The sequence below is a fragment of the Pseudomonas sp. DC1.2 genome, from assembly GCF_034351645.1.
GTDB lineage: Bacteria > Pseudomonadota > Gammaproteobacteria > Pseudomonadales > Pseudomonadaceae > Aquipseudomonas.
Genome location: NZ_CP133782.1, coordinates 3,472,812 through 3,486,197, shown reverse-complemented (window position 1 = coordinate 3,486,197; position 13,386 = coordinate 3,472,812). Strand labels below are relative to the sequence as shown.

Annotated in this window: 11 protein-coding genes and 4 tRNA genes; 13 read left to right on the top strand and 2 right to left on the bottom strand. The window is 58.9% G+C overall.

Annotated features, from left to right (window positions below; genetic code table 11):
- Nucleotides 1–92 precede the first annotated feature (92 nt).
- From gltX to RHM68_RS15670, 10 genes are all read left to right on the top strand, one after another.
- Nucleotides 93–1,574 carry a glutamate--tRNA ligase gene (gene gltX / locus RHM68_RS15715; RefSeq protein ID WP_322216317.1) on the top strand — a complete coding sequence of 494 codons (1,482 nt, stop codon included), beginning with the start codon at nt 93–95 and terminating at the stop codon, nt 1,572–1,574.
- Nucleotides 1,575–1,764: 190 nt separating this feature from the next.
- A tRNA-Ala gene (locus tag RHM68_RS15710) sits at nt 1,765–1,840 on the top strand.
- 79 nt (nt 1,841–1,919) lie between these two features.
- Nucleotides 1,920–1,995, top strand: a tRNA-Glu gene (locus RHM68_RS15705).
- A 52-nt stretch (nt 1,996–2,047) separates the two neighbouring features.
- Nucleotides 2,048–2,123 (top strand) — tRNA-Ala (locus RHM68_RS15700).
- Nucleotides 2,124–2,201: 78 nt separating this feature from the next.
- Nucleotides 2,202–2,277, top strand: a tRNA-Glu gene (locus tag RHM68_RS15695).
- Nucleotides 2,278–2,458: 181 nt separating this feature from the next.
- Nucleotides 2,459–2,998: a TetR/AcrR family transcriptional regulator gene (locus RHM68_RS15690; protein ID WP_322216314.1), complete on the top strand. Its 540-nt coding sequence runs from the start codon at nt 2,459–2,461 to the stop codon at nt 2,996–2,998.
- A gap of 30 nt (nt 2,999–3,028) precedes the next feature.
- Nucleotides 3,029–3,862, top strand: a complete 834-nt coding sequence (locus RHM68_RS15685) for an alpha/beta fold hydrolase (protein ID WP_322216310.1) — start codon at nt 3,029–3,031, stop codon at nt 3,860–3,862.
- A gap of 48 nt (nt 3,863–3,910) precedes the next feature.
- Complete coding sequence (locus RHM68_RS15680) at nt 3,911–4,360, top strand: thioesterase family protein (RefSeq protein WP_322216307.1); 450 nt, start codon at nt 3,911–3,913, stop codon at nt 4,358–4,360.
- Nucleotides 4,361–4,505: 145 nt separating this feature from the next.
- The gene (locus RHM68_RS15675; protein ID WP_322216303.1) at nt 4,506–5,465 is read left to right on the top strand and encodes a tRNA dihydrouridine synthase; all 960 of its coding nucleotides are present in this window, start codon (nt 4,506–4,508) and stop codon (nt 5,463–5,465) included.
- Nucleotides 5,466–5,586: 121 nt separating this feature from the next.
- Complete coding sequence (locus RHM68_RS15670) at nt 5,587–6,033, top strand: Hsp20 family protein (RefSeq protein WP_322216300.1); 447 nt, start codon at nt 5,587–5,589, stop codon at nt 6,031–6,033.
- A 46-nt stretch (nt 6,034–6,079) separates the two neighbouring features.
- Here RHM68_RS15670 and RHM68_RS15665 read toward each other — a convergent pair whose 3' ends face one another.
- Complete coding sequence (locus RHM68_RS15665; protein WP_322216297.1) at nt 6,080–9,358, bottom strand: PAS domain S-box protein; 3,279 nt, start codon at nt 9,356–9,358, stop codon at nt 6,080–6,082.
- Nucleotides 9,359–9,427: 69 nt separating this feature from the next.
- Entirely contained in the window at nt 9,428–10,318 is an 891-nt protein-coding gene (locus tag RHM68_RS15660) for a LysR family transcriptional regulator (protein ID WP_322216294.1), read from the bottom strand.
- 146 nt (nt 10,319–10,464) lie between these two features.
- Between RHM68_RS15660 and leuC the strand changes: the two genes are divergently transcribed.
- The 3 genes from leuC to RHM68_RS15645 all read left to right on the top strand — a co-directional run bounded on the left by leuC (nt 10,465) and on the right by RHM68_RS15645 (nt 13,382).
- Nucleotides 10,465–11,883 carry a 3-isopropylmalate dehydratase large subunit gene (gene leuC, locus RHM68_RS15655; RefSeq protein WP_322216291.1) on the top strand — a complete coding sequence of 473 codons (1,419 nt, stop codon included), beginning with the start codon at nt 10,465–10,467 and terminating at the stop codon, nt 11,881–11,883.
- Between the two features lie 10 nt (nt 11,884–11,893).
- On the top strand, nt 11,894–12,538 hold the full coding sequence (gene leuD, locus RHM68_RS15650) for a 3-isopropylmalate dehydratase small subunit (RefSeq protein ID WP_322216288.1): 645 nt from the start codon (nt 11,894–11,896) through the stop codon (nt 12,536–12,538).
- Nucleotides 12,539–12,623: 85 nt separating this feature from the next.
- Entirely contained in the window at nt 12,624–13,382 is a 759-nt protein-coding gene (locus RHM68_RS15645) for a class I SAM-dependent methyltransferase (protein WP_322216285.1), read from the top strand.
- Nucleotides 13,383–13,386: the final 4 nt, after the last annotated feature.

Here is a 13,386-nt window from a genome sequence, read left to right as displayed (position 1 = left end):
CAACGTTGGCTTAAATGCCCTGCTGACTGGAGCCAGGCAGGTATCGCCTGTTACCATTCGCGCTTTGTTTTATCTTCATTTCGAGACTTGCCATGACCACCGTCCGCACTCGCATCGCGCCATCGCCTACCGGGGACCCCCATGTAGGTACTGCTTACATCGCATTGTTCAACTACTGCTTTGCCAAGCAGCACGGCGGTGAGTTCATCCTGCGGATCGAAGACACCGATCAAGTGCGCTCGACCCGCGAGTCTGAACAGCAGATCTTCGACGCCTTGCGCTGGTTGGGTATCGAGTGGAGCGAAGGCCCGGATGTCGGCGGTCCGCACGGCCCTTACCGTCAAAGCGAGCGCGGTGAGATCTATCAGAAATACTGCCAGCAACTCGTGGAAATGGGCCACGCTTTCCCGTGCTTCTGCACCAGTGAAGAACTGGATCAGATGCGTGCCGAGCAAATGGCGCGCGGTGAAACCCCTCGTTATGACGGCCGTGCGCTGCTGCTCTCCAAGGAGGAGGTGGCCTCCCGCCTGGCCGCTGGCGAGCCGCATGTGATTCGTATGAAAGTACCGAGCGAAGGTGTTTGCGTGGTGCCGGACATGCTGCGCGGCGATGTCGAGATCCCGTGGGATCGTATGGACATGCAAGTGCTGATGAAAACGGACGGTTTGCCGACTTACTTCCTGGCCAACGTTGTTGATGACCACCTGATGGGCATTACTCACGTGCTGCGCGGCGAAGAGTGGCTGCCCTCGGCACCGAAACTGATCTTGCTCTACGAATACTTCGGCTGGGAGCAGCCGGAGCTGTGCTACATGCCGCTGTTGCGTAATCCGGACAAGAGCAAGCTGTCCAAGCGCAAGAACCCGACCTCGGTGACCTTTTACGAGCGTATGGGTTTCATGCCGGAAGCGATGCTCAACTACCTTGGTCGTATGGGATGGTCGATGCCGGACGAGCGCGAGAAGTTCTCGCTGCAGGAAATGGTCGAACACTTCGACCTCAAGCGTGTGTCCCTCGGCGGGCCGATTTTCGATATCGAGAAGCTGTCATGGCTCAACGGCCAGTGGCTGCGTGATTTGCCGGTGGAGGAATTCGCGTCCCGCTTGCAGACGTGGGCATTGAACCCTGAGTACATGATGAAGATCGCCCCGCATGTGCAGGGCCGGGTTGAAACGTTCAGCCAGGTCGCTCCGCTGGCGGGTTTCTTCTTCGCTGGTGGCGTGAACCCGGACGCCAAGTTGTTCGAGTCCAAGAAGCTGTCCGGCGATCAGGTGCGTCAGTTGATGCAGTTGATTTTGTGGAAGCTGGAAAGCCTGCGTCAGTGGGAAAAAGACAGCATCACCGCGACTATTCAAGCAGTGGTGGAATCTCTGGAACTCAAGCTGCGTGACGCTATGCCGCTGATGTTCGCTGCAATTACCGGCCAGGCCAGTTCGGTCTCGGTGCTGGATGCGATGGAAATCCTTGGTCCGGACCTGACCCGTTTCCGTCTGCGTCAGGCGCTCGACTTGCTGGGCGGTGTGTCGAAGAAGGAAAACAAGGAGTGGGAAAAACTGTTGGGCGCTATCGTCTGAGCATCCCGTTGAACGCTTGATGTCCACTGAGCAGGCGCAGGGTAGGGCGCACGGTGGTCAGCGTGACCCCGGATTTACGGGGTTTGGTGGTAAGTGATTGTTATGTCGGCAAAAAACTTTGGAAATTGTTAAAAATAAATTTGACACCTTTTCAATCCGCCATTAAGATTCGCCCCGTCCTCAGCGATGAGGGGCTATAGCTCAGCTGGGAGAGCGCCTGCATGGCATGCAGGAGGTCAACGGTTCGATCCCGTTTAGCTCCACCAATTTACACTTCAAGGCTTGGCCACACCGGCCTTGAAGCGACCACCAATCAGTGGCGGTCAGGTGTATAGAAGGTTTTGCGTCCCCTTCGTCTAGTGGCCTAGGACACCGCCCTTTCACGGCGGTAACAGGGGTTCGAGTCCCCTAGGGGACGCCAGTTTTACAGAAGTCGTGTCGCAAGATGCTGCTCCGCCGCCAGGCGATAAATCGGGGCTATAGCTCAGCTGGGAGAGCGCCTGCATGGCATGCAGGAGGTCAACGGTTCGATCCCGTTTAGCTCCACCAATTTACAGTTCAAGGTCTGGCCACACCGGCCTTGAAGCGATCAACATTTAATGTTGGTCAGTTGTATAGAAGGTTTGTGTCCCCTTCGTCTAGTGGCCTAGGACACCGCCCTTTCACGGCGGTAACAGGGGTTCGAGTCCCCTAGGGGACGCCACGATTACCCGCTCTGCGGGATTTATAAGGGTCATTCAATTATTGAATGGCCCTTTTGTTTGTCTGGCGTTCAGCCAATCCTCCTTTTTCTCGTAGCTGTTCTTCTGACCGGCGGTCATAACCCCCGCTTGCGGAAAATTATTATGCGAATAATATTCCAGTCGTAATATTCGGAGGTGACGATGAACGATAAAAAAGCCCAAACCCGCGAACGCATCCTCAAGGCTGCCAGCGCTGCCCTGATCCAGCGCGGCCCGGCCGATCCGAGCGTGGGCGAAGTCATGGGCGCCGCCGGCCTGACCGTCGGCGGTTTTTATGCCCACTTCGACAGCAAGGATGCGTTGATGCTGGAAGCGTTCAAGCAATTGCTCAGTCAGCGCCGCGGCATGATCGCCGACATGGACGCCGAGCTGGCCGGCGAAGAGCGTCGGGCCTTGGTGGCTGCGTTCTACTTGTCGCGCAAGCACCGCGATTCCTCCGAGCACGCGTGCCCGATCCCGGCGTCGATCGGTGAGCTTGGGCGTCTGCCCGAGACGTTTCGCGAGGCCTTGAATGAGCACGTGGAATTGATGGTCGCGCAGTTGGCTGCGAGCCCTGAAGATACCGATAAAGCGCTGGCCGATCTGGCCTTGATGATCGGTGGTTTGGCGCTGGCGCGAGCTCTGGGAACGGGTGAGTTGTCCGATCGACTGCTGCGTGCTGCCAAGTCGGCAGTGTTGTGATCTGAAGGTATCAGCCTTGGGAGATGAGCAATGAACGCGTTGAGCTGGGTTCGTGGCGTGAATGGCACTTTGGGCTGGCTCGCACCGAAACGGGTGGCGAGCAACATGCGCGTGCTGTTCATGACGCCCCGTGAGTTGCCCCCAAGGGACTGGGAGCTGCCGCTGCTGGCGTCATCCGAGCGAATTACCCTGCGCTTCGGCCTGTCTGCCCTGCGCTGGGGGCAGGGGCCGGCTGTGTTACTGATGCACGGATGGGAAGGCCGGCCCACGCAGTTTGCCGCACTGATCCAGGCGCTGATCGAGGCCGGTTATACCGTGGTTGCGCTAGACGGCCCGGCACACGGTCGTTCTCCGGGTCGCGAGGCAAATGTCGTGTTATTTGCTCGGGCCATGCTGGAAGCCGCGGCCGAGCTGCCGCCACTGCAATCGGTTATCGGTCACTCCATGGGTGGCGCCAGCGCCATGCTCGCGGTTCAGTTAGGGCTACGCACGGAAACCCTGGTCACAATCGCCGCCCCGGCCCGGATTCTCGGGGTGCTGCGCGGTTTTGCACGCTACATGGGGTTGCCGCCCAGAGCGCGATCGGCGTTTATCCGTCTGGTCGAGCACGACGTCGGCATGCGTGCCTCAGCCCTTGATGTCGCGCACTATCAGCTCGATATACCAGGCTTGGTCGTGCATGCCGAAGACGATACTTTCGTCTCGGTCAAGGAGTCGCAGGCCATTCATGAGGCCTGGTTCGACAGCCGTCTGCTGCGTGTGGATGAGGGTGGACATCAGCGTGTGCTTGCGGACCCGCGGGTGATTGACGGTGTGTTATCGCTGCTGTCCGCCCGCAGTCTCCACGCGCACCAATCGGCCTGAGCATCCGTTACACTGCGCCGGTTGAATTTATCTGACCGGGAGTGAGGCATGGGCTGGGATCGGGCAACGCCATTTATCATTGATCTGGAAGTCGGCGCCGAGGACATCGACGGGCTGGGCCACGCCAATAATGCCGTGTATGTCGCCTGGCTCGAACGCTGTGCCTGGCGCCACTCGCAACGGCTGGGGCTGGACCTGGTCGAGTACCGGCGGCTGGACCGAGCGATGGCGGTGGTGCGGCACGAAATCGATTACCTGGCCGCGGCTTATGAGGGCGACGAGTTGCAATTGGCGACCTGGATCGTCGATTGGGACCAGCGCTTGAAAATGACCCGGCATTTTCAACTGATCCGCCCCAGTGACAACACCACGTTGTTGCGAGCCCAAACCACCTTCGTCTGCATCGAATTGTCCAGCGGCAAGCCCAAGCGCATGCCAGCGGAGTTTATCGAGGGCTATGGCCCGGCGTTAAGAGCCTCCGATACCACCGAAATTTAAGGTCGGCGCGCGTCTGCTCGCGATGAATGACAGCGCGCTGTTCTTCACCAGTCGTGTCCACCAGCACGCTCGCTCTCACAAGGGATCTGCGGTTTGCTGCGCAATCCAGTAAACTGCCGCACGTTTTTCGTTGAGTGTGTTTTTCATGCAAATTGCCTTGGCGCCCATGGAGGGGTTGGTCGACAACATCCTGCGCGACGTGCTGACCCGTGTTGGCGGGATTGATTGGTGCGTGACTGAGTTCATTCGTATCAACGATCAGTTGCTCACTCCGGCCTATTTCCACAAATTCGGTCCTGAACTGCTGCACGGCGCCCGTACCGCCTCCGGCGTGCCGCTGCGCGTGCAATTGCTCGGCTCAGACCCCGTGTGCCTGGCGGAAAACGCCGCGCTGGCCTGCGAATTGGGTTCTGAAGTCATCGACCTGAACTTCGGATGCCCGGCGAAGACCGTCAATAAGTCTCGCGGCGGCGCGGTCCTGCTCAAAGAGCCTGAGCTGCTCAATGAAATCGTTGAGCACGTGCGACGGGCTGTCCCTGCGCACATTCCGGTGACGGCCAAAATGCGCCTGGGTTTCGACAGTCCGGACGGCGCACTGGTCTGCGCTACTGCATTGGCCGAGGGCGGCGCTGCACATATCGTGGTGCATGCCCGAACCAAGACCGATGGTTATAAACCGCCGGCGCATTGGGAGTGGATTCCACGGGTGCAGGAGGTAGTCAAGGTCCCGGTGTTCGCCAATGGCGACATCTGGAGCGTTGAAGACTGGCGCCGCTGCCGTGAAATCAGTGGCGTGGAAGACATCATGCTCGGTCGTGGATTGGTATCGCGTCCTGATCTAGCGCGGCAAATCGCGGCGGCGCGGGCCGGTCACGACGTCGTGGAAATGACGTGGGCTGAGTTGTTGCCGCTGATTCAAGACTTCTGGCTGCAAGCCAAGGCGCAGATGACACCACGCCAATCGCCGGGTCGATTGAAGCAGTGGCTGGCGATGCTGACCCGTAATTATCCCGAAGCAGTTGCGTTGTTTACCGTTCTAAGGCGCGAGACCGAACTGGATCAGGTCTCGCGTTTGTTGGGTTTGCCGGTGGTTGAGGCAGCCTGAAAAAAATCTCGAAATAATCCCTTGAAAAGTAATCAGAGGTCCCTATCTAGGGATTGCGCGATGCCGAATTCGGGTCGCGGAGACACAAAACCTTGCTGATTTTTTTCAGGAGATTTGAACCATGAGCACCGCATTTTCCCTCGCGCCACTGTTCCGTTCCTCGGTAGGTTTCGACCGTTTCAACGACCTGTTCGAAACCGCTCTGCGCAACGAGCCTGGCAGCAGCTACCCACCCTATAACGTCGAAAAACACGGCGATGACCAGTACCGCATTGTCGTCGCCGCTGCGGGTTTTCAGGAGGAGGACCTGGAGCTGCAAGTTGAGAAGGGGGTACTGACCGTCAGTGGTGGCAAGCGTGACGTCAACGAAGACGTGACTTTCCTGCACCAAGGTATTGCCCAGCGGGGCTTTAAGCTGTCGTTCCGTCTGGCCGATCACATCGAGATCAAGGCCGCTGATCTGCGTAACGGCCTGCTGAGTATCGATTTGCTGCGGGTTGTGCCGGAAGAGGCGAAAGCCAAACGCATTCCGATCAATGGTGCGCAAAAGCCGGCTTTACAGCACTGAGTCAACGCAGTCAGAAGGGCGCCACAGGCGCCCTTTTTTGTGCGAGTTATTTGAACAACTGCTCAAACGCCTCCAGCGGCAACGGACGGCTGTGCAGGTACCCTTGATACAAATGGCAACCGAGCCCTTGCAAAAATGCCAGTTGCTCCGGCGTCTCGACACCCTCGGCAATCACCACCAGTGCCAAGCTGCGCGCCATGGCCACGATAGCGCGGATGATTTCGGCGTCGTTCGGGTCTGTGGTGGCGTCGCGGATGAACGACTGGTCGATTTTCAGCGTGTCCACGGGCAGGCGCTTGAGGTAGGTCAGCGAGGAGTACCCGGTGCCGAAGTCGTCCATCGCAAAGCTGATGCCGAGTTTTTTCAGGCGACGCATTTTGTTGATGGTGTCTTCCAGGTTCTGGATCACGATGCCCTCGGTAATTTCCAGCTTGAGTAACGAGTAGGGCAGGCCATGGCTGCTGAGGCTGTGTTCGATGCGTTCAACGAAGTCATTTTGCCGGAACTGCCGTGGACTGATGTTGACGCACAGGCTGAACGTAAGCGGATCGATCCGGTGGTTGGCGATCAGGTGCTTGAAAGCCTTGCAGGCTTCATCGAGGATCCAGGTGCCCACTTCCAGAATCAGCCCGCTGTCTTCCAGTACCTTGATGAACTCGGTGGGCGATTGCGCCCCCAGCTCCGGGTGGTTCCAGCGCACCAGCGCCTCGGCGCCGATGATCCGGTTGCCGCGCGCATCCACTTGAGGCTGGTAGTGGACGCTGAACTCACCCCTGGCAAGCGCCAGGCGCAAGTCGTTCTCCATGCGCAGGCGTTCGCTCGCCGCCTTCTGCATGGTGTTGTGATACATCTGTGTGGTGTTACGCCCCGAATCCTTGGCTCGATAAAGTGCAATGTCCGCGCGTTTGAGCAGATCGGTTGGGGTCGAACCGTGGTCGGGGATCAGGGCGATGCCGATGCTTGGGGTCACTTGCAGGCGCTGGCCGTCGAGGAACATCGGCTCGGAGAGCAGTTCACGCAACGTGTCGGCCAACTCTCGGACCTGATTGCTGACTTCAACGCGTGAGCCTTCCAGGCCACTGAGCAGCACCACGAACTCATCGCCACCCAGCCGCGCGACAGTGTCTTCCATGCGCACGCTGGCCTCGAGCCGCGCAGTGATGATTTTCAATACCGTATCGCCCACCGGGTGGCCGAGGGAGTCGTTGATGTGTTTGAAGTGATCAAGGTCAAGAAACAGTAGGGCGCCGCGCAGGTTGTGGCGCTTGAGCAGCGCAATTTGCTGGCTCAGGCGATCCATCAACAGTGCGCGATTGGGCAGGTTGGTCAGCGGGTCGTGGTAAGCCAGGTGGCGGATTTGTGCCTCGGCATTTTTCAGCAAGCTGACGTCTCGGGCAGTCATCAGCAGGCAGGCGGTTTCGTTCAGGGTGATGGGCTCCACCGAGACTTCAACGGTCAGCAGGTCACCACGTTTATTGCGTCCGAGCATTTCCAGGTGATGCACCCGGCCTTTGATCTGTATCTCGGCCAGCAGCGCCGAGCGCTGTTTCTCCTCGGCCCAGATGCCGACCTGGTACACCGTTTTACCGAGCACATCTTCGGCGCGATGGCCGGTCAAACGACAGAAACCATCGTTGACCTCCAGATAACGCCCGGTATCGCGCTCGGTAATGGTGATGGCATCAGGACTGGAGTGAAACGCCTTGGCGAACTTCTCTTCGCTGGCCTTGAGCGCCGCTTCCGAACGTTGCTGTTGCGTGATGTCGCGCAGGGTGGTGACGACGCAGGGCTGGTTGCCGACCTTGATCTGGTGGCTGGAGATCACGCAGGTCAGGGGCTGGCCGTTTTTGTGCTGGACAAGAATGGCCACATTGTTCAGGCCCTGTTCGCGAATGACCTGTTCGATCCGTTGCAGACTTTTTGCCGACGCCTCCCACAAGCCGATTTCATCGGCGCTGCGGCCACTCACGTCGGCGATGCTCCAGCCGAAGGTCTGGGTGAAGGCTGAGTTGATTTCGATGAATCGACCGGTGTCCTGGCGCGTTACACAGATGGGGTCGGGGCTGACCTGGAACAGTGTGGCGAATTTTTCTTCCGAGGCCACCAGCCGTTGCTCGCGCTCCACCTGATCGGTGATGTCGAGCAAGGTGCCGGCCATGCGCAGGGGGTTGCCTTGTTCGTCGCGGTAGAGCCGGGCGCGGCTTTCCAAGTAGCGTGAGCTGCCATCCGGCAGTTGGACGCGATAGGTCAGTTGGTAATTGCCGGCCGGCCCTTCGCGCAGGCTGCGGTAGGCATTGCGCATGTTGTCCCGTTCTTCGCCCGGCACCCCTTCAAAAAACTCATCAAACGACTCATGGAAGGGTTTGGGCTCCAGCCCGTGCAGTTGTGCCGCGCGCGCTGAGCCGTAGAGCATGCCGCTGGGAATGTGCCAGTCCCAAGTGCCTAATTGCGCCGAGTCCAGCGCCAGGTCAAGGCGCTCCTGGCTGTCTTTCAGGGCGTGTTCGGCGGCTTTGCGTTCGGTGGTGTCGAGGAACGTACTCAGCAAGTAAGGCTGGCCCTCCAGCTCGACTTTTTGCGCGCTGAGGATGCCATCGTGAACCTGGCCATTGCTGGCGCGAAACTGCACTTCCATGCTAACCACCTCGCCCTTGGCTTTAGTGGCTTTGATCAGTGTTTTACGCTGCTCAGGATGAACCCAGAGACCCAGCTCCAGGGTGGTACGACCAATCGCGTTTTGCACCGGCCAGCCGAACAGACTTTCGAAATATTGATTGGCCTCGCTGATCAGACCGTCTTCCTGGCGGGTCAGGAGCACCATGTTCGGGCTCAGGTGAAACAGCGTGGCAAAGCGTTTTTCCGAGCTGCTCAGGGCTTGTTCGCGCTGGCGCTGATGAGTGATCTCGCGAATAACTCCGATCATCCTTGGCCGACCGTGCTGATCCGGCAGAAGGCTGCCGTTGACCTCTAGCCAATGCAGGCTGCCGTCGGGCCAGCGAATGCGGTGGTGCATCGCCTGTTCCAGGGGCGCGCCGGCAATGACCGCGTTGAAGGCGCGGATAGTTTTTGCCCGGTCCTCCTGAGGCAGCAGATCGAGGTATTCGAGGTCGGCCGGCAGTGGTTGCTTTGGGTCAAAGCCAAACAACGCCTGAGTGCCTCGAGACCAACTGATCTGTCCGCTCTCGATGTCCCAATACCAGGCGCCCAGCCGGGCGCCGTTCAATGCTGCCAACAACTGCGGAGCACTCTCCCAGCTCTGCTCGGAGCGGCGCGGGTCGACGGCTTGTATGCGTGGCATCGGCGGAATACGGTCAGCAGGTTTTGGCATTGGCAACAGGCCTTGGGCTGAGTGAGGCGTTAGGCACGGGGTTTTGCGGCTTTATAGGAGTAGCACAACTTAGCCGGGGTGCTCGGGTGTATCGAGTTGTGCATCCAGAAGAGCCATAAAGGCGCGCGCCGCGTTCGACAGCGTCCGTTCGGTGTGCAGGATATAGCCTAGCTGGCGAGTCAGTTGTATGCCCGGTAAAGGTATTCGTGCCACTTGATCATCAAGCATGGTGCGGGGCAGAACGCTCCAGGCCAGGCCAATGGAAACCATCATTTTGATGGTTTCCAGATAATTGGTGCTCATGGCGATGTTCGGCGTCAGGCCCTGGGCTTCGAACAGGCGCTGGACGATGTGGTGGGTAAACGTGTTGCCACCGGGAAACACCGCCGGGTGCAGAGCGATATCGGCCAGGCTGACAGGGCCATTGCTGATCAGTGAGTGCTCTGGGGCGACCACGAAGTCCAGCGGGTCGTCCCACACTGGCGTGGCTTTGACCAGCGTGTGTGGCTCCGGCGCCAGGGTGATGACGGCCAGTTCGGCACGGCCGTGGAGAATTTCCTCGTAGGCCACTTCCGAGTCGAGAAACTGTATATCCAGCGCCACCTTTGGGTAGCGCCGGGTGAACTCTCTTAATAAGGGGGGTAAACGGTGCAGGCCGATGTGGTGACTGGTGGCCAGCGTCAGACGGCCGGTCACTTCGCCGTTCAGGTTGGTCAGGGCGCGGCGGGTATCGTCCAGCACATTCAGAATCTGATAGGCCCGCGGCAATAGTGCGCGACCGGCCTCGGTTAAGCCGACTTCCCGGCCCAGCCGATCAAACAGGCGCACCTTCAATTGTTGCTCCAGCCCGGCGATGCGCTTGCTGATAGCCGGTTGCGTCAGGTGGAGTCGCTCGCCGGCGCCGGAGAAACTGCCCGTCTCGGCGATGGCGATAAAAGCGTTGAGGTTGGCAAGATCCATTGCGGTATTCCAGTTGGTTATCCAAAGCATAAAAAATATGAATTTGAGTTATTTAATGTAACCCCCTAGGATCGACCTCACAAGCCAAGGGGTTATTGAACTGCTCATAACCTACGGCATAGAAACAAGCTGATGAGGAACGTCTGATGGCCGGCAAAACGCTTTACGACAAGCTCTGGGACTCCCATGAAGTGAAACGGCGCGACGATGGGTCGTCGCTGATCTATATCGACCGCCACATCATCCATGAAGTGACCTCGCCCCAAGCTTTCGAAGGCCTGCGTCTGGCCGGGCGCAAGCCGTGGCGTGTTGACTCGATCATCGCGACCCCGGACCACAACGTGCCGACTACGCCGGATCGCAAGGGCGGCATTGAAGCGATTACCGATCAGGTCTCGCGTTTGCAGGTTCAGACCCTCGATGACTACTGTGACGAATATGGCATCACTGAATTCAAAATGAATGACGTGCGGCAAGGCATCGTTCACGTGATCGGCCCGGAGCAGGGCGCCACCTTGCCAGGCATGACCGTGGTTTGCGGCGACTCGCACACCTCGACTCACGGCGCATTCGGCGCGCTGGCTCACGGTATCGGCACGTCCGAGGTCGAACACGTGTTCGCCACGCAGTGCCTGGTCGCGAAGAAAATGAAGAACATGTTGGTGTCCGTCGAAGGCCAGTTGCCGTTCGGCGTCACTGCCAAGGACATCGTGCTCGCGGTGATCGGCAAAATTGGCACCGCCGGTGGTAACGGCCACGCCATCGAGTTCGCTGGCAGCGCGATTCGCGATCTGTCGGTTGAAGGCCGCATGACCATTTGCAATATGTCGATCGAGGCTGGCGCGCGGGTTGGTTTGGTCGCCGCCGACGAAAAAACCGTGGCCTATGTCAAAGGTCGCCCGTTTGCTCCGAAAGGCGCAGATTGGGACAAGGCGGTTGAAGCCTGGAAAGATCTGGTCTCCGATACCGATGCAGTGTTCGACACCGTGGTCAAGCTCGACGCCACCCAGATCAAGCCGCAAGTCAGCTGGGGCACCTCGCCTGAGATGGTCTTGGCGGTTGACCAGAATGTGCCGGACCCTGCGAAGGAAATGGACCTGGTCAAGCGCGGTTCCATTGAGCGTGCCCTGAAATACATGGGGTTGAGCGCCAATCAAGCGATCACGGATATCCAATTGGATCGCGTGTTCATTGGCTCCTGCACCAACTCGCGGATCGAAGACCTGCGCGCGGCAGCGGTCATCGCCAAGGGCCGCAAAGTCGCTTCGACCATCAAACAAGCCATCGTGGTGCCGGGCTCGGGTCTGGTGAAGGCGCAAGCCGAGGCTGAAGGCCTGGACAAGATTTTCCTCGAAGCGGGTTTCGAATGGCGCGAACCGGGTTGCTCAATGTGCCTGGCGATGAACCCGGACCGTTTGGAGTCGGGCGAGCATTGCGCCTCGACCTCCAACCGCAACTTCGAAGGTCGTCAGGGTGCCGGTGGTCGTACTCACCTGGTTAGCCCTGCCATGGCCGCAGCGGCGGCCGTCAATGGTCGTTTCATCGACGTTCGCGAATTGATCTGAGGAACCGCACATGAGAGCTTTTACCCAGCACACCGGTTTGGTCGCGCCATTGGACCGAGCCAACGTCGACACCGACCAGATCATTCCGAAGCAGTTTCTGAAGTCGATCAAACGCACCGGTTTTGGCCCTAACCTGTTTGACGAGTGGCGCTATCTGGACGTGGGCTACGCCTACCAGGACAACTCCAAGCGTCCTTTGAACAAAGACTTTGTGCTGAATGCCGAGCGTTACCAAGGTGCCAGTGTATTGCTGGCCCGCGAGAACTTTGGTTGCGGTTCCAGCCGTGAACACGCGCCGTGGGCGCTCGAAGAGTACGGTTTCCGCAGCATCATCGCACCCAGCTACGCCGACATTTTCTACAACAACAGTTTCAAAAACGGCTTGCTGCCGATCATCTTGAGCGACGCTGAAGTTGATGAACTGTTCCAGCAGGTCGAAGCGAATCCAGGCTACGAGTTGACGGTCGATCTGCAAGCCCAGACCGTGACCCGGCCTGACGGCAAGGTTTACCGCTTCGAGCTTGATGAGTTTCGCAAACATTGTCTGGTCAACGGCCTCGACGATATTGGTCTGACACTGATGGATCACGAGGCAATAGCGTCGTTTGAAAGCAAGCACCGGGCGAGCCAGCCTTGGTTGTTTCGCGACGTTTGATTGATCCGGGATTGATGCACAGAGGGCCGCTCTCTTCGCGAGCAGCCCAGACACCGCAAGACTACGCCCCAAAAAGGAAGTTGCCATGACCCAGCACAGCCAAGTCGTACAAAAGCAATTCGGTGAACAGGCCTCGGCCTATCTGAGCAGCGCGGTACACGCTCAAGGCACTGAATTCGCACTGCTACAGGCTGAGCTGGCAGGGCAGGGCAATGCTCGCGTGTTGGACTTGGGTTGCGGCGCCGGTCACGTGAGCTTTCACGTGGCGGAGCGGGTGAAAGAAGTGGTGGCCTACGACCTGTCTCAGCAAATGCTCGACGTGGTGGCTGCCGCCGCGATTGATCGTGGTTTCAGCAATGTCACCACGGTCAACGGCGCCGCCGAATCCCTGCCGTTCGGCGATGGCGAATTCGATTTCGTCTTCAGCCGTTATTCGGCGCACCATTGGAGCGACCTCGGCGCGGCGCTGCGCGAAGTACGCCGGGTACTGAAGCCGGGTGGCGTGGCGGCGTTCATCGACGTGTTGTCGCCTGGCAGTCCGCTGTTCGACACGTACTTGCAAAGTGTCGAAGTTCTGCGCGACACCAGTCATGTGCGTGATTATTCTGCCGGTGAGTGGCTGCGTCACGCCAGCGAGGCCGGATTGCACACGCGCAGCACCACGCGTCAAAGGCTGCGCCTGGAATACTCCTCGTGGGTTGAACGCATGCGCACGCCGCAGGTAATGCGCGCCGCGATCCTCGAGTTGCAGCAGTCGATGGGCAATGAAGTGCGCGATTATTTTGAGATTGAGGCCGACGGTTCGTTCAGTACCGATGTGCTGGTACTGATGGCTGAACGATAAGCAC

Excerpts from the sequence above, each read along its gene's own strand:
- gltX (WP_322216317.1), top strand. The coding sequence starts at position 93 with ATGACCACCGTCCGCACTCGCATCGCGCCATCGCCTACCGGGGACCCC.
- RHM68_RS15690 (WP_322216314.1), top strand. The coding sequence starts at position 2,459 with ATGAACGATAAAAAAGCCCAAACCCGCGAACGCATCCTCAAGGCTGCC.
- RHM68_RS15685 (WP_322216310.1), top strand. The coding sequence starts at position 3,029 with ATGAACGCGTTGAGCTGGGTTCGTGGCGTGAATGGCACTTTGGGCTGG.
- RHM68_RS15680 (WP_322216307.1), top strand. The coding sequence starts at position 3,911 with ATGGGCTGGGATCGGGCAACGCCATTTATCATTGATCTGGAAGTCGGC.
- RHM68_RS15675 (WP_322216303.1), top strand. The coding sequence starts at position 4,506 with ATGCAAATTGCCTTGGCGCCCATGGAGGGGTTGGTCGACAACATCCTG.
- RHM68_RS15670 (WP_322216300.1), top strand. The coding sequence starts at position 5,587 with ATGAGCACCGCATTTTCCCTCGCGCCACTGTTCCGTTCCTCGGTAGGT.
- RHM68_RS15665 (WP_322216297.1), bottom strand. The coding sequence starts at position 9,358 with ATGCCAAAACCTGCTGACCGTATTCCGCCGATGCCACGCATACAAGCC.
- RHM68_RS15660 (WP_322216294.1), bottom strand. The coding sequence starts at position 10,318 with ATGGATCTTGCCAACCTCAACGCTTTTATCGCCATCGCCGAGACGGGC.
- leuC (WP_322216291.1), top strand. The coding sequence starts at position 10,465 with ATGGCCGGCAAAACGCTTTACGACAAGCTCTGGGACTCCCATGAAGTG.
- leuD (WP_322216288.1), top strand. The coding sequence starts at position 11,894 with ATGAGAGCTTTTACCCAGCACACCGGTTTGGTCGCGCCATTGGACCGA.
- RHM68_RS15645 (WP_322216285.1), top strand. The coding sequence starts at position 12,624 with ATGACCCAGCACAGCCAAGTCGTACAAAAGCAATTCGGTGAACAGGCC.